The 18377-nt window shown below is 65.5% G+C and carries 15 protein-coding genes and 2 pseudogenes; 7 read left to right on the top strand and 10 right to left on the bottom strand.

All coding sequences use genetic code 11. The features are described 5' to 3' along the window. Nucleotides 1-16: 16 nt before the first annotated feature. From CH339_RS16715 to CH339_RS16705, 3 genes and pseudogenes are all read left to right on the top strand, one after another. Complete coding sequence (locus CH339_RS16715; protein WP_111435514.1) at nucleotides 17-880, top strand: HTD2 family dehydratase; 864 nt, start codon at nucleotides 17-19, stop codon at nucleotides 878-880. A 10-nt stretch (nucleotides 881-890) separates the two neighbouring features. Then, nucleotides 891-1697 (top strand): HpcH/HpaI aldolase/citrate lyase family protein, encoded by an 807-nt coding sequence (locus tag CH339_RS16710; RefSeq protein ID WP_111435513.1) that lies wholly within the window; start codon nucleotides 891-893, stop codon nucleotides 1695-1697. A gap of 474 nt (nucleotides 1698-2171) precedes the next feature. Beyond that, a pseudogene (locus CH339_RS16705) lies at nucleotides 2172-2297 on the top strand (IS5/IS1182 family transposase); the annotation flags it as partial. A gap of 59 nt (nucleotides 2298-2356) precedes the next feature. Here CH339_RS16705 and CH339_RS16700 read toward each other — a convergent pair. The 10 genes and pseudogenes from CH339_RS16700 to CH339_RS16655 all read right to left on the bottom strand — a co-directional run bounded on the left by CH339_RS16700 (nucleotide 2357) and on the right by CH339_RS16655 (nucleotide 13952). Next, nucleotides 2357-3859 (bottom strand): amidase, encoded by a 1503-nt coding sequence (locus tag CH339_RS16700; RefSeq protein ID WP_111435511.1) that lies wholly within the window; start codon nucleotides 3857-3859, stop codon nucleotides 2357-2359. Then, complete coding sequence (locus CH339_RS16695) at nucleotides 3856-4950, bottom strand: ABC transporter ATP-binding protein (RefSeq protein ID WP_111435510.1); 1095 nt, start codon at nucleotides 4948-4950, stop codon at nucleotides 3856-3858. Before CH339_RS16695 ends, CH339_RS16700 begins: the two co-directional genes overlap by 4 nt. A gap of 30 nt (nucleotides 4951-4980) precedes the next feature. After that, nucleotides 4981-5778, bottom strand: a complete 798-nt coding sequence (locus CH339_RS16690) for an ABC transporter permease (protein ID WP_170138562.1) — start codon at nucleotides 5776-5778, stop codon at nucleotides 4981-4983. A 29-nt stretch (nucleotides 5779-5807) separates the two neighbouring features. Continuing rightward, nucleotides 5808-6638: an ABC transporter permease gene (locus CH339_RS16685; RefSeq protein WP_170138561.1), complete on the bottom strand. Its 831-nt coding sequence runs from the start codon at nucleotides 6636-6638 to the stop codon at nucleotides 5808-5810. Between the two features lie 156 nt (nucleotides 6639-6794). Then, complete coding sequence (locus CH339_RS16680) at nucleotides 6795-7856, bottom strand: ABC transporter substrate-binding protein (protein ID WP_111435507.1); 1062 nt, start codon at nucleotides 7854-7856, stop codon at nucleotides 6795-6797. A gap of 53 nt (nucleotides 7857-7909) precedes the next feature. Next, on the bottom strand, nucleotides 7910-9070 hold the full coding sequence (locus CH339_RS16675; protein WP_111435506.1) for a mandelate racemase/muconate lactonizing enzyme family protein: 1161 nt from the start codon (nucleotides 9068-9070) through the stop codon (nucleotides 7910-7912). A 343-nt stretch (nucleotides 9071-9413) separates the two neighbouring features. Then, complete coding sequence (locus CH339_RS16670) at nucleotides 9414-10391, bottom strand: LysR family transcriptional regulator (RefSeq protein WP_111435505.1); 978 nt, start codon at nucleotides 10389-10391, stop codon at nucleotides 9414-9416. Between the two features lie 233 nt (nucleotides 10392-10624). After that, nucleotides 10625-11110 (bottom strand): annotated as a pseudogene (locus CH339_RS16665) (aldehyde dehydrogenase family protein); the annotation flags it as partial. Nucleotides 11111-11181: 71 nt separating this feature from the next. After that, nucleotides 11182-13110: a bifunctional 5-dehydro-2-deoxygluconokinase/5-dehydro-2-deoxyphosphogluconate aldolase gene (locus CH339_RS16660; RefSeq protein ID WP_244669171.1), complete on the bottom strand. Its 1929-nt coding sequence runs from the start codon at nucleotides 13108-13110 to the stop codon at nucleotides 11182-11184. Continuing rightward, complete coding sequence (locus tag CH339_RS16655; protein ID WP_111435503.1) at nucleotides 13107-13952, bottom strand: MurR/RpiR family transcriptional regulator; 846 nt, start codon at nucleotides 13950-13952, stop codon at nucleotides 13107-13109. Before CH339_RS16655 ends, CH339_RS16660 begins: the two co-directional genes overlap by 4 nt. 134 nt (nucleotides 13953-14086) lie before the next feature. Between CH339_RS16655 and CH339_RS16650 the strand changes: the two genes are divergently transcribed. Genes CH339_RS16650 through CH339_RS16635 form a run of 4 tightly spaced genes read left to right on the top strand, consistent with a single transcriptional unit; the run spans nucleotide 14087 to nucleotide 18367 of the window. Then, the gene (locus tag CH339_RS16650) at nucleotides 14087-15118 is read left to right on the top strand and encodes an L-idonate 5-dehydrogenase (RefSeq protein ID WP_111435502.1); all 1032 of its coding nucleotides are present in this window, start codon (nucleotides 14087-14089) and stop codon (nucleotides 15116-15118) included. Further along, a complete protein-coding gene (locus CH339_RS16645; protein WP_111435501.1) occupies nucleotides 15115-16581 on the top strand; it encodes a mannitol dehydrogenase family protein in 1467 nt (488 codons plus the stop codon). The genes CH339_RS16650 and CH339_RS16645 overlap by 4 nt, the downstream gene beginning before the upstream one ends. Next, complete coding sequence (locus tag CH339_RS16640; protein ID WP_201241058.1) at nucleotides 16574-17071, top strand: TRAP transporter small permease; 498 nt, start codon at nucleotides 16574-16576, stop codon at nucleotides 17069-17071. The genes CH339_RS16645 and CH339_RS16640 overlap by 8 nt, the downstream gene beginning before the upstream one ends. Before the next feature lie 3 nt (nucleotides 17072-17074). Beyond that, complete coding sequence (locus CH339_RS16635; RefSeq protein WP_111435500.1) at nucleotides 17075-18367, top strand: TRAP transporter large permease; 1293 nt, start codon at nucleotides 17075-17077, stop codon at nucleotides 18365-18367. The last annotated feature ends 10 nt before the right edge of the window (nucleotides 18368-18377 follow it).

The raw sequence follows: 18377 nt of genomic DNA, 5'->3' as shown, positions 1-18377 counted from the left end.
GAAAGGGGCTCACGCAATGACGGCAACAACCGTCCTTCACGAACAGGACCACAGCGCTGCGATCGGCCGCACGGAGACACGGTCCGAGGTCATCGAGGCCGGCCGCGTCTCGGCGTTGGCGGCAACGCTGGACCTGGAAACCGCGCCCCAGGGCGGAGCGCCGTTGCCTCAGGGCTGGCACTGGCTGTTCTTCAACCCCTTCGTGCGCCGCGGCGAACTCGGTCCCGACGGCCATCCCCGACGCGGCGGCTTCCTGCCCGACGTCGGTCTGCCCCGCCGCATGTGGGCTGGCGGACGGCTGCGCTACCTTGCGCCTTTGCCGATCGGCGCAGAGGCGGACAAGACCAGCGAGATCCTCGATGTCGCGTCGAAGACCGGGCGGGCCGGAAAGCTGGTCTTCGTGACCGTCAAACACAGTATCTCGACCGGCGGTGTGCTTTGCATCGAGGAAGAGCAGGACATCGTCTATCGCGAGGCGCCGGCGCCCGGCGCGCCCAAGCCCACGCCGCCTGCCGCGCCCGAAACCTCCGAGTGGTCGGCCGAATTCGTTCCCGATCCGGTGCTGCTGTTCCGCTATTCGGCGCTGACTTCGAACGGGCACCGCATCCACTACGACCGGCCCTATGCCACCGGCGAGGAGGGGTATCCGGGTCTGGTGGTCCATGGTCCGCTGATCGCCACCCTGCTGCAGGGGTTCGCGGCGGACTGCCGGCCCGACGAGCCCCTGACCGGGTTCTCGTTCCGGGGCATGGCCCCCCTGTTCGTCGACCGCCCCTTCCGGCTCGAAGCGTCCACTGGCGATGCCGGGAGCCTCGATGTGTGGGCCAGGGGGCCGGACGGGGAACTGGCGATGAAGGCTGAGGCGTCGTTCGGGTCCTGAGGGCGAGAACATGAAACACCCGCGCAGCTATCTCTTTGTTCCCGGCCAGCGCCCTGATCGCTTTGCCAAGGCCGCGGCCTCCGGCGCCGATGCCGTCATCCTCGATCTGGAGGACGCGGTCGGCCCGGACGCCAAGGACGACGCGCGCGGCCATGTCCGCGACTGGTTCGCGCAAGGCGGCGGGGGACTGGTCCGGATCAACGGATCCGACACCCCCTGGCACGAGGACGATCTGGCCGCGCTCGCGGACATGCCGGAGGCAACCGTCATGGTGCCGAAGGCGGAACCGGAGGCCCTTGGCCGCATCGCCACGCGCCTGCCGGGGCGCCCGCTGGTCGCACTCGTGGAAACGGTCGCCGGGCTTGCGGCGGTGCGCGAGACCGCGCGGCTCGGCGCCGTTGTGCGGATCGCCTTCGGCAATCTCGACTTCGGGGCCGATGCGCGCATTCCCGAAAGCGGCAGCGTGCTCGATCCGGCGCGGTTCGAGATCGTGATGGCCTCGCGCCTCGGCGACCTCGCGCCGCCGGTCGACGGCGTGACCACGAACCTCAAGGACATAACGGCCATCGACGCGGATGTCGCGCGCGTGCGGGGGATGGGGTTCGGCGCCAAGCTCTGCATCCATCCGGCGCAGGTCGCTGCGGTGAACGATGGCTTCTCTCCGACGCCGGCCGAGATCGACTGGGCGCAGCGTATCCTCGCGGCGCTGCAGGCCGCCGCGGGGTCCGTGGTCCAGGTCGACGGGAAGATGGTCGATCGTCCCCTGATCGATCGCGCCAGGCAGATCCTTCTGGATGCGGGCGCGCAGGCGCACTGACTACGTCTTTGAGGATTGCCGATCCGTTCGCAGGCGGCCGGAAAAAAGCAGACATGAGCGCCGAACACGGGTAGCTGCCCGGGATAATTTTCGCGTTCGTTGAACCCGACGAACGCTGTCGACCGGCGCTCGAAGGGCTTTTTTGGGCAGAATGATCTTGCTGCCGCGCCTCATAATAATCCGTGCGCTCCATGTGACAGGCCGTGCTCGCGAGAGCCCTTTACGATGGCGCCCATAGCGGGACGGCATCCGCGTCCGCATCCAGCACGTCTCGTCGCTTGAGAACGGCACGAAGTGGGGTAGGGGCGAAAACGAATGAAAAGTCCTGAGCGGTGCAACAAGGACGGCAATCGCAGCTTGGCGGTTTGCCGCCGCGCTGCTCAAAGCGCGACCTGGACGTCGCGCGGCAACAGGCAGAACTGCCGCTTCAAGGTGGTGGCGAAATTGGCCGCGCTGATGTCGCCGGCGAGATAGAATGTCATCGAGCGCATGTTCGGCAAGCTGAAGAACTGGCGCCGCATCGCGAACCGGTACGATCGACTGGCCGCAAACGACCTCGCCGCCCTGGCACTCGTTTCCGTCGTCATCGCCTGGATTTGAACGAGGCCTCAAGCTCAATACACCGTCAACCGCTCAAGACTAGCGATACCCGTTCAGGGTCACTCGACTTCCAAAAAACCATGACAGGAGGAAAGCGGCGGGGCGGCCATCAGGCCTTTGAGGTCCGGAGCCTCGGGCGCCAGAGTCGACACCCCTGCGATGAGGCTTTCAAGCTGTGCGGCGACCGCCAGAACGCCAAGGTCGTCATGCCGCCGGCCGATGATCTGAAGTCCGAATGGAAGACCGTTGGGATAACGGCCGCAGGGAATCGATATCGCCGGATGTCCGGCAATGGTCGACGCATAGGCCAGTGCAAGCCAATGGTAGTAGCTGTCGAGCTTGTGCCCGTCGATTTCCAGCGGGGCGTTTTCGTGCCAGTCACGGGGGGCGGCGGTGACGGTGGGCGAGATCAGATAGTCGCAAGTTTCAAAGAAATCCTGCCAAAGCCTGTAATAGGCACTCTGCGCATACATGGCCTCCGCCACATCGGCGGCGGAATACCCGCGCGCCTCGATCACATTGTCGGTGACGTTGCGGCCGACATGCTCCGGCTGCTCTAAGACATAGCGGTCATGGGCGCCAAGAAACAGCAAGGCCCGCAAGACCGCGAAGATCCGGTCGGCGCCGGTACAGTCCGGGTGGCGCTCGTCGATCTTCGGCAGGAAGGGGGCAAGGTCCGACATCACCGAGCGGAATGTCGCGCGCGTTGCGCCCTCGGTGGGGGCAAACCCAAAATCCTCGGTGACGGCGAAGCGCAGCCGGGTGAGGTCGGTGCGCGGCAGATCGGCGAAGCTCTGCGATTTCCATGGCGTCCCGCCGTCTGTCACGGTCGTGAAGGGATCGTATCGGTCCGCAACGGCCATGACGGAGAGCATGAGGCCGCAGTCCGCGACCGACCTTGCCATCGGTCCCGCCGTGGTGATCGAGAGTGTCGCGATCGACCGCGAATGACCGGGCACGACACCTGGGGAGGGGCGAAAGCCGACGACGCCGTTGAAGGCGGCGGGGGTCCTGAGGCTGCCGCCCGTATCCGATCCGGTCGCCAGGGGCGCGAAACCGCAGGCAAGCGCCACCGCCGAGCCGCCCGAAGAGCCGCCGCAATTGAGCGAAAGGTCGTATGGGTTTGCCGTCGTGCCCCAGACGCGGTTGCGGGAATTGGCCCCGGCGCTCCATTCCGGCGTGTTCGTCTTGCCGATCGGCAATGCGCCGGCTTGGCGGAGCGCCGTCACGATCGGATCGTCCGCCGTGGCGATATTGGTCCTGAAGATTTCCGAGCCGTAGGTCGTGGGCAATCCGGCCACGTCGATCATGTCCTTGACCGCGAACGGCAGACCGTGCAGCGGCCCCAGCGGCAGTCCGGCCGCCTGCCTGGCGTCGGCCTCGCGCGCACGTTCTCGAAACGTGTCGAAATCGCGTGCAACCAGAGCATTGACGGCGGGATCCACTGCTTCGACCCGTGCGATGCAGGAGTCGGCCAGCTCAAAGGCCGAAAGCGCGCCGCTGCGGATCCTGTCGCGGGCCTCGATCGCCCCGAGATCGCAAGGGGCGGTCTGCCGGATCATCGACCGGACCCGGACGCGAACAGGTGGGTATGGTCTGACGACCAGCCGAGCCGCAACGGCTGTCCCGGGGCCGCCGCCGCCACCTCGAAATTGTTCGCGACCTTAACCGATACCTCCGAACCGTCGGCGATCTGCGCCCGGATTTCCAGAGCATCACCGAAGAAGGTCGGGCCCAGCGACGACGCCGTAAGGACATTGTCCTCGGCCGCACCGTCGCCGCCGATCAGGCGGATGTGCTCCGGCCGGACCATCAGCCGGACCGCGTCGCCCTGGCGAACGCCGTCGCGCCGGGGAGCCAGCAATTCCTCGCCGCCGGACAGGCGGCAACGCGTTGCGGCGGCCGAGACCTCCGACACCGTCGCTTCGATGAAGTTGGAATTGCCCAGGAAGTCGGCCGCGAAGGCGGTCTTGGGAGAGAAATACAGCTCGCGCGGGGCGCCGAGTTGCTCGATCCGCCCCTCGTTCATCAAGGCGATGCGATCGGACATCGACATCGCTTCCTGCTGATCGTGCGTCACATAGAGGATCGTAATCCCGAGCCGCTCGTGCAGTTGCTTGATTTCGTGCTGAAGCTGTTCGCGCAGCTTCTTGTCGAGCGCGCCCAGGGGCTCGTCCATCAGCACCAGCGACGGATTGTAGACGATGGCCCGGGCGATCGACACGCGCTGCTGCTGTCCGCCGGACAGCGCCTGGGGCTTGCGATCGGCCAGATGCGCCAGCTGCACGGTTCCCAGCGCCTCGCCGACCTTCCGCCTGATCTCCTCGGCCCCGGTCTTGCGCACCTTCAGCGGAAAGGCGACGTTGTCGAAGACGCTCAGATGCGGCATCAGCGCATAGTTCTGGAAGACCATGCCCAGATCGCGTTCGCGAACGGGCGTCTCGGTCGTGTCCCGCCCGTTGATGAAAACACGGCCGCCGCTCGGCCGTTCCATCCCGGCAATGATCTTGAGCAGGGTCGTTTTGCCCGAGCCGCTCGGCCCCAGAAGCGTCACGAATTCGCTCTCTGCGACGTTCAGGTCGGTCGGATGCAGTGCGTCGACATACCCGTAGGCCTTGGAAACCTGTTGCAGCGAAAGCTTGTTGGTCGTCATAGGGGCACCTTTGGAGGGTCCGGGCGGCGGTCAGATGCCGTCGGTTTCGGCTGAACTGATAAATGCCGCCACGACGGAGCCAACCACCGTGATCGCGACGAGGAAGGTGGAGATCGCCGAAAGCACGGGCGAGATTTCCCACTGGATCGAACTGTACATCTTGACGGGCAGCGTCGGCTGGTCGCTGCGCGCGATGAACCACGACACGATGACCTCGTCGAAGGACAAGAGGAACGCGAACAACCCGCCCGTCAGGACTGAGCCTTTCAACGCCGGCAGAACCACATGAAAGAAGATCTGAAGCCGCGTCGCGCCCATCACCATGGCCGCGTTCTCGATGTTGCGGTCCAGATGTTTCAGCCCGGACAGCGTCGTCACCAGAATGAAGGGCGTGATCACCACGGCGTGCGACATGGCCAGCGCCGCCATCGTTCCGGTCATGCCGAGCGTGGCGAAGTAGAGGTAGAGCGCCAGCGCGACCACGATGGTGGGCGCGAAGATCGGGCTCATCAGCATGAAGGTCAGGGCCTTCTGGCCGGGAAACCGCGAGCGCGACAGGCCATAGGCGGCCGGCACCCCCATCAAGAGGGCGATGGTGGTCGCCAGAATGCCCAGTACCATGCTGCGACCGGCCGCCGCGAGCCAACCCTCGGCGGGATCGAGCGCACGACGATACAGATCCAATCCCCAATCCTGCGGGGGAAAGACCAGTTCGTTCGAGGTGCCGAAAGAAATCGGGATCACCACGAGAGACGGCACGAGCAGGAAGACGTAGATCAGCCACGTCACGATGACGGGCAGGCTCAGGTTCTTGGTCAGGAAGCGCATCGGGGTCCCCGAACTGGAAGGGTTCGTGCTCATGCCGCGGCCCCGCTTTCCTGGCGCTGCCGCAGCCAGGCCGCGAGCGACAGGATCAACAGCGCGATGAGAACGAGGATCACCGCGATGGCCGAGGCCATACGCCAGTCGAGTGCTTCGCGGACGTAGAAATCCACCAGGTTGGCCATCATCATGTCGCGCCGTCCGCCCAGGAGAGCCGGCGTGACAAAGCTGCCCATGCCGATCACCGAAGACATCAGGCCGCCGGCGATGACGCCGGGCAGGCTCAGCGGAAAGGTGACCTTCCAGAAAATATCCCACGGGCGCGCGCCCATGATCTCGGCCGCATCGCGCAGCGCCTTGTCCTGCGACAGCAGGCTGCTGAGGATCGGAAACACGGCGAAGGGAATGAGCCAGTGCGCCATGCCGATGATCACCCCGGCACGGTTGAAGATCATCGGGATGACGATATCGGTCCCCGTCACCGCCTGGAGGGCGTTGTTGATGATGCCGTCGGTGCCCAGGATCACGGTGAAGGCAAAGCTCTTGACCAGGATCGAGGTCCAGAACGGCAGCATGACCAGCACGAGAAAGAACCGCCGCCTGCGCGCGGTCATGCGCGACAGGTGATAGGCCACGAAATAGCCGCATATCACCGAGACGAGCCCGGTGACGAAGCCGATCGAAAGCGTGTTGATCAGCGCACGGTGAAACAGCTTGCCGGTGGCGAAATCCACATACGCCACGAGCGAGCAATCGCCGTCGCAGATGCTCGTGCGGACTACCCCGATCAGAGGAAGGCAAAAGACCAGCAGCATGAATAGGGTCAGCGGCAGCACGAAGCTGCCGAAGCCGAGCCGATTCAGCATGGTCCGGGTCCTGCCGTCGCGCCGGAGCATGGGTGTGGTCATGGTGGTCTCCTAACGCTCCACAGGGCAATCCGGGGAAAGCGGAGACGTGCGTTTTCCCCGAAATGCCCGCAATGCCGGTGTGTTTCCCGGCATTGCGGCGGCCGCGAATGCCGCTCAGGTGAGCAGGAATTCCTTGAAGCGCCGGTCCAGCGTGATGAAGTTGTCGGCCCAGAAGGCTTCCTTCAGCAGCACCGTGCGGGGATCCTTCGGATCCGGGAGCAGAGCCTTGACCTCGGGCGTCACCATGTCCAGCGCGCCGGGGCGCACCGGAACGGAATAGTAGGCCTCGGACAGGCGCTTCTGCACATCGGGGCGGGCGGCATAGGAGATGTATTCCATTGCCTGAGCGCGTTTGGGGGAGCCCTTCAGAACCGAATAGTATTGGGTCATGAGGATCGTTTGATCCGTCGAGAATTCGATATTCAACCCGTCGGCCTTGGCGGATGCGACGCGCCCGTTATAGGTGTAGGAATAGTCGATCTCGTTGCTGGTCAGCAAGCTGATGGTCTGCGGGGTCTGCGCAATCCATTTGGCCACCCGCGGCTTGATCCTTTCCAGGGCGGCAAAGGCGCGGTCGACATCGAGCGGGTAGAGGTCTTTGGGGTCGACGCCATCGCCCAAGAGCGCGATTTCGAGCGTTTCGGAAACGCGGGTGCGCAGGCCGATGCGGCCGGGATAGGCGTCGCCGTCGAACAGCTGCTTGAAGGTGCGGGGCGGGTTGGGCGTGCGTTCCGGGTCATAGGCCATGCCGCCGGCATAGATCAGGAACGGCATCGCGTGAGCCGTCGCCTCGCCCACCAGGTTGGACGTGTCGATGACGCTTGTATCGAGCTCCTCGAACAGCCCTTCCTTGGCGGCGTTATGCATTGACCCGCCGCTGCCGTCGTAGAGATCCCATTCCAGGTTTCCGGTGGTGACCTGCGCCTTGGCCTTGGACAGGTCGGGGCCGCTCACCAGCGTTACGCCGATCCCGGTCTCCTCGGTGAAGGGAGTGGTGATGGCCTTGCGGATGACATCGGCATAGGCGCCGCCCCAGGTGACCAGAACCAGGGCATCCGCGGCCAGCGTACGGCGCGCTGACAGAACGAACGGCGCCGCCAGAATGCCGGTGCCAAGCCCTTCGAGGAAGCGCCGACGACTGGGCGTCGGCAAGAGGGTCGTGTTCGTCTTGCTCATTGTATCGCTCCTTGCTGGATGATGTTTGTTTTGGTTTGGATTGCCGGCACGGTTCAATCGAGATGCGCGAAGATGTGGTCGCGCAGGACCGCTTCGTTCAGCGTGACGCCGAACCCTGGGCCTTCCGGGATCGGAAGCGCGCCGTCGCGCGCGCAGGACTCGAAGCTCTCGGTCACCACCTCGATATAGCCCGGGATGGTCGACCAGTAGGGGAAGTGCTCCTGGATATAGAAGTTGCGGATGCAGGCGCTCAGATGGAGGCCGATGGCCACCCCGACCGAACTCGCACAGACATGCGGCTGCAGCTTGAGCCCGTAGGCCTCTCCAAGGGCCGCCACCTTGATCGCTTCGCAGAAGCCGCCGACACTGCCGACGTCGGGCTGCAAAATGCTGACCGAGCGGGTTTCCAGAAGATCGCGGTAGCCGTTCAGAAGGAAATGCCGTTCGCCGGTCGCGATCGGAATGTCGATATGCGGTGCGATCTGGGCCATCGCCCCCAAATCGCCCGGGTCGATGATCTCTTCGACGAAGGAAATGTCGTAGTCCTCGATGCCGCGGCAGAAACGGATCGTATCGCCATGTGACAGGCCGCCGGCCAGGTCGAGCATGAGCAGAACGTCGGGGCCGATCGCGGCGCGCATATCGCGCACGAAGGCAACGGCTTCGGCGACAAGCGTACGGTCGTCGGCAAACCGGTTGCTCGGGTGGCAAAGCGTGCCGTTGGGCCGAATCCGCGCAAGGGGATACATCTTGAGAGCGCGATGCCCGTCCTTGACCGCCGCCTCGGCCTGGCTGATCACCTCGTCCCTGGATTTCGCACCGAAATACCAGCCGTTGGCATAGTAATCGAGGCCGTCGCGCATCCGTCCGCCGAACAGATCGTAGACCGGGACGTCCAGCGCGCGTGCCCGGATGTCCCAAAGCGCCAGCTCGATCGCGCTGAGGGCGGAGCTGGCGATGCCGCCGGGATTGCGCAGCCAGAAGGACTGGTCGATCATCTCGGCCGTCAGCGCGTTGATCCGGGTCGGGTCCTGGCCGATGACGAAGCGCTCGCAAAGATCCTTGATCATCCCGACCGTGCCACCGCCGCCGCAGCCAAAGGAGGGCGCGGACTCGCCGAGCCCGATGATGCCGGCATCGGTCTCAAGCTTCAGGATAATCGGCTTCAGTCCTTCGCCGTTGACACGGTAGACGGTTGCAGAGGTGATCTTCACTTGGATGTCCTGTTTTTATGACGTAGCCGGCAGTGCCGGCATCCCCTGGACGATCAGCGATACGAAGAAACGTGTCAAAATCGCCAAAAACCAAAATTTATATGATATTTTTCAATGGGATAGCACCTGCAGCGGCTGCCACTACTCAGCCGGGCGCATAGTCATCATTACTGACAGTTATGATGACGCCACATTGCGGCGCATATGGAGGGCGATCCGTCGGCGCCGGCCCGTTTTTGGAACGTTTCGGCGCAAGTTTTAGACAGGTTTCGGTCGAAACGGTGTAGGCGGCCCCGGCGCAAAGGCTCCGCCAGCCGCAACGGCGCGGCATGGATATCCGGGGTCAGGTCGTGCCGAGGGCGATATTGCAGGCCGCGGCAAAGAGGCGTTCCGATTTCCCGATAGCCTCAAGCTCCGCGCGCACTTCCTTCTGCATCCAGGCCCGGACTTTCCGGACGAGATCGCTCGGAGGAAAAGCGCTGTTGGTAACCAGGTTGTAGGTCGCACCGGTGGAATAGGCGGCATCCGCGGCGCCGACCAGTTTCCGCATGCGGATCAGCCGTGAGGTGACCGAAAGCCATCCCAGCACCACCCCCTGTCCGTTGATGGCGGATTCCAGTGCGACCGAATAATCCGAAAACTGCATCTCGTTGAACTCGGTCGGCAGGGCAAGTCCGCTTTCTGCCGCGAATTTCTGCCAGTCGCACCAGTGGTTGCTGAGCGTGATCAGCGTATGCGGCCGCCGCGCTCCCTTGCGCCCGAGGGTCCCCACGCGGCGCAGATATTCCGGCGAGGCGATCGGCTGGATGATCTCCGGGACATAGAGCGAGTCCGGCTCCGCGGACTGCCCCGGCTCGACCCGCCGCAGCCCCAGATCCGCCGTGATGGGTGCGCTGCCGATAGCGCCCGCGATCAGTTCGAACCGCAGATCGACATTGGGAAAGATCTGCCGGAAGTCGAACAGCCTTGGGATCAGCCAATGTGTCGCCATAGAAGAGGAGATCGACAGCAGAACCGATCCACGATCCCGGTTCGCCCGCCAGCGCGCAAACAGCGTCTCGAGCGAATTGAAGGCGTCCGAGAGCAAGGTACTGAGCTCCGCCCCCTTAGGGGTCAATTGAACATTCGGGCCCGAGCGCTGGAACAACTGTTCCCCGACCTCCGCCTCGAGCGCGGCAATAGCGCGGCTTACGGCAGGCTGCGTGACCCCCAGTTCGGCCGCTGCTTTGGAAAATGATCCAAGGCGTGCCGCGGCTTCGAAGGCATTGAGCGTGTGGGGGGAGGGAAGCTTTGAGCGCATCTCGCTTGCGGAATAGGTCAATGGAAGGCTGTTGTCCGACGACAACCCAATCCATCGACAGCGACACCATTGATCGGCCTGTCTAGCACAGAAAGCAGGTCACCGCGCCTGTCAGACGTCGTCCTTGTCTGTTCGACGACATCGAACGCTTCCACAATCCTCCGCGCCGGCAGACGGGCCTTGTGCCCAGGCCGCCGCGATTTTTCCTGGCGTGGCCGCGGGGCGCTTGGCGGCGCCCGCCGGTGCGGCCAGACTCACCCCATCGTCGGCATGACGAAGTCCGGATCGGCGCGCAGGCCGGTCGGCCAGCGCGTCGTCACGGTTTTCAGCCGGCTATGGAACCGCACGCCCTCCGGGCCGTGCATGTGGTGGTCGCCGAACGAGTGGAAGGCCATCGGCACCGGAATCGGCACGTTGACGCCGACCATGCCGACGTCGATATCCCGGGAAAAGGCGCGCGCAGTGTCCCCGTCGCGCGTAAAGACGGCGACGCCGTTGCCGTAGTCGTGGCGCGAGACCAGGTCGACGGCAGCGTCGTAGTCCGGCACACGGGCGAGCGAAAGCGCGGGGCCGAAGATCTCTTCCTTCCAGATCGCCATCTCCGGCGTCACCCGGTCGAACAGCGAGCCGCCAATATGGAAGCCGCCCTCGTAGCCCTGGCGGTCGATCGTGAAGTCGCGGCCGTCGACGACGAGGTCGGCGCCTTCGGCGACACCCTTCTCGATATAGCCACGCACCTTGGCGCCGTTGACGACGTTGAAGACACCGTCGGGCAGTCCGGCCTCGTTCTGCCCGGACTGACGGCCGGCCGTCAGGCGACCGCGCGCGCCTGGCGGGCCTCGACCCAGATGTCGACCAACCGCGCGAACCGCGTCGTCAGCCGCCGGCGCGCCTCGTCGTCAGAAATCGTGCCGGCCAGCCAGTCGCGGGCGGCGGCGGCAAAGACGGTGCGGCCGACGGCAAAGCCGCGGACCACCGGCGAGGCGGCGGCGCGGGAGAGGCTTTCCTCCATCACCTCGATGGGTGCGTCGAGGCCGAGCAGGAGAACGCCGCGGCACCAAGGATCCTCGGTCCGCACGACCTGTTCGATGGCGTGCCAGCCGCGGGTCGTCTGGTCCGGCAGTTTCCACCAGTCGGGGCGGATACCTTCGGCGTAGATCTGCCTGAGGGCGTCGGCGGTGGCGGTCTCCCCGGCGTTGCGGTCGGTGCCGATGACCTCGACGAGGAATTCCAGCCGCGCCTTGCGCGCCGCCGAGGCGAGCCGGTGGAGCTGGTCCATCTGGGTGCGCCGCATCTCTTCGGGGTCGTTGGCGTTGTGGTAAACGAGGCATTTGACGACGTGGTCGGGCGGCCAGCTCTGCAGTTCGGCGCCGAGGCTCGGCAGGCCTTCGAAGCGCAGCGGCCGGGAAGTGGGCACCTCGACCGGGCGACCGATCCAGACGCCCTCGCGCTCGGCCCGGAACAGGGCGTCGCGGCCGTAGCGGCTATCGAGCAGGGTGCCGAGCGTGACGCCGTCGCGCCGGGCCGCCAGCAGCGCATCGAGGCAGAGTGACTTGAAGGCGGAAATCCGCGCCCGCGGGACGCCGGCCTCGTCGGCCATCGCCTCGAGCTGGACGCGATGGTCGGCAGCGAGCGCGCAGACATCGTTCCATTGCGGACCTCGGGTGGTCGTCCAGTGGACGTGTTCGAGCCAGTCATCCTCGCGCAAGCGTGGCGTGACGATGCCGCGTTCGAAGAAGACCTGCAGCTCCTCCCAGGTCGGATAGGACGGTGCGCACCCATGGCGCGACACGGCAAGGGCGCCGCAGGCATTGGCGATGCGGCAGCACTCCTCCAGCGGCAGGTCGCGGAGATAGCCGCGCAGGAAGCCGGCCATGAAGCCGTCGCCGGCACCGAGCACGTTGAAGACCTCGACCGGAAAGCCTTCGGACGACACGCCGTCCTCCAGATCCTCCGGGATCGGGCCGGGAAAGACCAGGCAGCCCTTGGGCCCGGTCTTGAGCACGATGAGGGCGTCGGTGCGGGCACGAATGGCACGGAGCGCTTCACGGGTGTCGCCGGCGCCGCCGGCGATGCTGACCTCCTCATCGGTGCCGACGACGACGTCGCAATGGGGCAGGATCTCCTGCACCCGGGCGGTCACCGCGGAATCGCTGACGAAGCGGATGTCGCCTTCGCCGGCGCCGGCCAGGCCCCACAGGTTCGGCCGATAGTCGATGTCGAAGACCACCTTGCGGCCGGCGGCGCGGGCCGCTGCCATCGCCTTGTGGCTGGCGGCGGCGAGATGCGGCTTGGAGAAGTGGGTGCCGGTGACGACGACCGCGCGGGCGCGGGCGATGAAGCCGGGATCGATATCGTCTTCGCAAAGCGCTGCGTCGGCGCAGTCGGTGCGGGCGAACAGCAGGGGAAAGCTGCGGTCGTCCTCGATGCCGAGGAAGGCCATGGCGGTCAGCCGCTTGGGATCGCTGCCGAGGGCTTCGGTGGAGACGCCCTCGGCGTCAAGCGTCTCGCGGACGAAGCGGCCGAGCTGGTCGTCGCCGACTCGGCTGATCACCGCCACCTTGAGGCCGAGCCGGGCGGCGCCGACGGCGATGTTGGTCGGGCAGCCGCCGACATATTTGGAGAAGCTGCGGGTGTCTTCCATGCGGCAGCCGATCTGGTCGGAATAGAGATCCACGCAGCTGCGCCCGATGGTGATCGCGTCGAGGGTGGGGGCGGTCTGGTCTGCCATTTCGGTCATTGTCTCTCGTCTTGCGGGTTCGACTTGTGGGCACTGAAGGTGCCGGCGCGGATCGCCAGCACCAGCGCCAGCGAGATCGTTGCGGTAAGCGAGCGGAAATTCTCCACGCTGGCCTCGACGACCTCGAAAACGACGTCGGCGTGGACGTAGGGCGCGCGCGGCACATCGACGATGGCGACGGTTCGGGCGCCCTTGTCGAGAGCCAGGCTGAAGACGTCCGCCGTTGTCTGGGCGCCGGGCAGGAAGGAGATCGCGACGACCACGTCGTCCGGCCCCATGAGGTTGCTCTGCTGCTCGAGCATGCCGCCGATGCCGTCGAACAGATGGGCCGGCATTTCCAGCCTGGCGAGGTTGTAAGCGAGATAGGCTGCGGCCGGGAAGGTACGCTTCTGGGCGAGCACGTGGACGGTCCGGGCGTCGGCGATGAAGCCGGCGGCCTCGTCGATCTTGTCGGGCGAGATCGTCAGCTGCAGATCCTTCAGCGACGCGATGCCGGCGTCGATGAAGCGGCGCATCATGTCGTCGGTCGCATCGGCGCCGCCATGCTGCTCCAGATTGTGGACCCGGTCGCGGTAGGAGGGCGCTGCCGCTTCCAGCCGCTGGCGGAACACGTTCTGCATTTCCGAAAAGCCGGAATAGCCGAAATGCTGGGCAAAGCGGATGATCGCCGAAGGCGCGACGCCGATCTCTGCGGCAAGGCCGGCAACGGCGCGCAGGGCGAAGGCGGAGGGATCGAGCAGGGCGTAGTCGGCGATCAGCCGCAGCCGCTTGCTCAGATCGTTGCGCTGGCTGGCAATCGAACGGCGCAGGGTCTCGTAGCTTTCGGGCGCGGGGCCGTCCATGCTCTCGGGTTTCCTCCAAATGTCTTTCTGAATGGAATGTTTATTCCATATTGACTTGAGAATAGATTTTATGATCTAAAATGGACAACATCAAGATAAAAGGTGCTCCGGCATTCGGGAGGAAAGGCACCAAAATGAAGGCATGCGTCATTCACGCCGCGCATGACGTCCGGCTGGATAGGCTGGAGGAGCGTGCGCTGGAGCAGGACGAAGTGCGCCTGAACTTCGGTTTCGGCGGCGTCTGCGGCTCCGATATTCACTATTTCCTGCACGGCCGCGTCGCCGATTCGATCGTCCGCGCGCCGATGATCCTCGGCCACGAGTTCACCGGCATCGTCGCCGAGATCGGTTCGGCGGTAAGCGGGCTTGCCGTCGGCGACAAGGTGGCGGTCAATCCGGCCCGCCCCTGCGGCGACTGCGCCTATTGCCGCAAGGGCATCACCAATCTGTGCACGTCGATGCGGTTCATGGGCAGCGCCGCCTTCACTCCGCACGAGAACGGCGGCTTTGCCGAGCGGCCGGTGGTGTCCGCGCGCCAGTGCATCCGCCTTCCCGAAGATGCCGACCTGCGCCACGTGGCGATGTCGGAACCATTTGCGGTGGCGCTACATGCGGTTGCCCAGGCCGGCGACCTGGCCGGTGGCGCGGTTCTGGTCTCCGGCGCCGGGGTGATCGGGCAGCTCGTTGCCGTGGCGGCGCGGCGCGCCGGTGCCGGTGCGATCACCATGACCGACGTTTCCGATGCCGCGCTCGCCCGCGCCACCGATCTCGTTGCCGACCGGACGGTCAATGTCAGCGATGCGGCGGCGACCGAGACGCTTGCGTCGAGCCCGGCGTTCGATGCGGTGTTCGAGGCCTCCGGCACGGCTCCGGCGCTCAACCTGGCGCTGGCCGCGGCGCGACCGCAGTCGACGATCGTTCAGGTCGGTTTCCTGCCGCCGGCCTCGCCGCTCGATCTCGCCAAGCTGTTGACGCGCGAACTGGTCGTGCGCGGCGCCTATCGCTTCGTCGACGAATTCGAGGTGGCGGTGCGGGCGATCACCGGCGGCGAGGTCGACCTGCGCCCGCTGATTACCGCGACCTGCACGCTCGAGGCGCCGGAAGAGGTGTTCGCCCGTGCCACCGACAAGACCTGCAACGCGAAGGTGATGGTGGCATTTGCATGACCGAGGCAGCGGGACAGATCGGTACCGAAGCGTTGGGCTACGATCCGGCGGTCCTCAGGCCGGGCGCCCTCCACCTTGGCATCGGCGCCTTCCATCGCGGCCACCAGCAGGTCTATTACGACGACCTCGCCCGCGACGGCGAGCGCGACTGGGGGGTGGTCGGCATCAACCTGCTGCCGCCCGACCTCGGCGATGCCCATCGCCGCCAGGCCGGCCGCTATGGCGTTCTCGCCCGCGACCAGCATGGCAGCGACTGCCGGGCGATCGGTACATTGCGGGAGTTTCATTTCGTCGCCGGCGCCGCCGATGCCGCGCGCTTTGCCGATGCCCGCTTCGTAACGCTGACGATCACCGAAAAGGGCTATTGCCACGTTCCCGGCACCACCGATCTCGATCCCACCTCGGCGATCGCCGCCGACCTTGCCGCGCCGAAAACGCCGGCAACGGCAGTCGGCTTCCTCTGCCACCTGCTCGAGGCCCGGCGCCAGGCAGGCGGCGGTGGCGTGACGATCGCCAGTTGCGACAACGTACCGGCCAACGGCCGGCTGCTGCGCGCCGTGATGGAGCAATATGCGGCCGAGGCATGGCCGCAGCTCGGCCCGTGGATGCGCGACAACGTCGCCTTCCCGAATTCCATGGTCGACCGCATCGTGCCGGCGATGTCGGCGGAAAGCCGCCACCTGCTTGAAGCGACGCTCGGCACCGGGGATGCCCTTGGCGTCGTCACCGAGCCGTTCCGCCAGTGGGTGCTAGAGGACGCGGTCGCCGGCGCCCGGCCGCCGTTCGAACGGGCCGGCGTGCAGATCGTCCCCGACGTCGCGCCCTACGAGCACATGAAGCACCGCATGCTCAACGGCCTGCAGTCGGCCTATGCCGAGCTCGGCCGGCTCTGCGGCTGTGCGACCAGCCACGCGGCGGCGACCGATCCGGCGCTCGTCGCCTGGGCAAAGTGGTTTCACAAGGTGCAGGCGACGACGCTCGCCTGTCCGCCGGGCGAGGACCTTGCCGCCTATGGCCGGGTCAGCCTGGAGCGGCTAGCCAACCCGACGATCCATCATCCACTCGGCCAGATCGCCACCGACGGCAGCTTCAAGCTGTCGCAGCGCATCGCGGCACCGGCCGCCGACCTGGTCGCGGCGGGCGGCGATCCGACCTGCCATGCCATGGTACTGGCCGCCTGGATGCTGCAGGCTGGCGAATGCAAACCCGACGCCGGCGGTTTCACCCCGAGCGACCCGCTCGCCACCCGCCTGGCCGATCTCCGTTCCCGCCATGCCGGCGATGCCGCCGCCACTGCCGGCGCTTTTCTCGACCTGCCGATCTTTCTCCCGGCGCTCGGGAAAAGCGCCGGTTTCCGTGAGTTGGTGGCGAAGTGGATCGGCATTTTCGGCGACCGCACCGGGCGGCCGGAGGCGATCCGGGCAGCCATCGCCGGGGCTGTCGAGGAGATGGCCGATGCGTAGGATCCTCGCCGGCCGCACACCGGAGGAATGGATCGGCGCCATCGCCATGACGGTGGTGCTGGCGCTGCTCGGCTTCCAGGTGGTCGCCCGGTTCGGCTTCAGCCGGTCGTTCAGCTGGCTGGAGGAAGTGAGCCGCTTCGCCTTCGTCTGGGCAGTCTATTTCGGCTTCGTGATTGCCGCGGAGAAGGATCGCCATATCCGCATCTCGCTGCATATCGAAGCCTTGCCGCGGCGACCGCGGCTGATCCTCTTCACCCTCGCCGACGCCGTCTGGCTGGTCTTCAACGCCGTCGTCATCTGGCACGGCTACTGGTTCACGATGTCGATGTTCGAGTTCCCCTACATCTCGCAGACGACCGGTATCAATCTGGTCTGGGTGCAGATGATCGTGCCCCTCGGCTTCCTCCTGATGTCGGTGCGGATCGTGCAGGTCATGATCCGCCGCTGGCAGGGAGAAGAGGAACACGTCGATCACCGCAAGGGGGATTGAGCGGTGAACATTTCGCTTCTCTTGACCGTCACCTTCGTCGTCTTCCTGGTACTCGGCGTTCCGGTCGCGATCTCGATCGGCCTTGCCGCCGTTCTGGCATTGGCCTCGGCCAACATGCCGATGTCCTACCTGGTGCAGACGGCCTACACCGCCGTCGACGAGTTCACCATCATCGCCGTGCCGATGTTCATTCTTGCCGGCACGCTGATGGAAAAGGGCGGCCTTACCGCCCGGCTGATCGGCTTTTCCCGTGCCATTGTCGGCCCGGCGCCCGGCGGCCTCGCCACCGTCACCATCGTCGCCTGCACCTTCTTTGCGGCGATTTCCGGCTCCGGACCGGCGACGACCGCGGCGATAGGCTCGATCATGATCCCGGCGATGGTGAAGGAGGGCTACGGCAAGGGTTTCGGCTCGGCGATTTCGTCGTCGGCCGGCGGCATTGGCGTGGTCATTCCGCCGTCGATCCCGATGATCATCTACGGCATCACGTCGGAGACCTCGATCAGCGGTCTTTTCATCGCCGGCGTGGTGCCGGGACTGATGCTTTCCGGTGCGCTGTTCCTGACCAGCGCCGTCATCAGCCGCCGCCGCGGCTATCGCGCGCGAAGCGCCGAACCGCGCAGCTTGCGGCTGGTCGGCCGCGCCGCCTGGGAGGCGAAATGGGCGCTGTTCGCGCCGGTGCTGATCCTCGGCGGCATCTATTCCGGCATCTTCACCGTCACCGAGGCCTCGGTAGTGGCGGTCTTCTACGCGCTGTTCATCGGCATCTTCGTCTACCGCGAGATCAACGTGACCGGCTATTTGGACAGCATGACCTATGCCGTGCGGATCACCGGCACCGTGATGCTGGTGCTCGTCACCGGGCGTATCGTCGGGCGCATTCTGTCGGTGTTTCAGGTGCCGCAGGCAGTCTCGGCCTATTTGATCGAGACCGTCTCCGACCCGACCATGCTGATCCTGCTCATTCTGGTGATGCTGGTCTTCATCGGCATGTGGATGGAGACGCTGACGCAGATCATCATCCTGACGCCGCTGCTTCTGCCGGTGGTCACCAATGTCGGCCTCGACCCGATCCAGTTCGGCATCGTTTTCGTGATCGCCTGCGAGATCGGCTATTCGACGCCGCCGCTCGGCGTCAACCTGTTCGTCGCCAGCGAGATCGGCAACACAACGGTCGAACAGGTCAGCAAGGCAAGCATCCCGTTTCTGGCGGCGGAGATTTTCGTCATGGGCCTCGTCGCCTTCATCCCAGAGTTGAGTATGTGGTTACCGCGCCTGCTCGGCTTCGCAACCTAGATAAAACCAA

The sequence above is a fragment of the Rhodobium orientis genome (genome assembly GCF_003258835.1).
GTDB classification, from domain to species: Bacteria; Pseudomonadota; Alphaproteobacteria; order Rhizobiales; family Rhodobiaceae; genus Rhodobium; species Rhodobium orientis.
The sequence above is the reverse complement of the archived record's forward strand: the minus strand, read 5'-3'. Positions and strand labels throughout refer to the sequence as shown.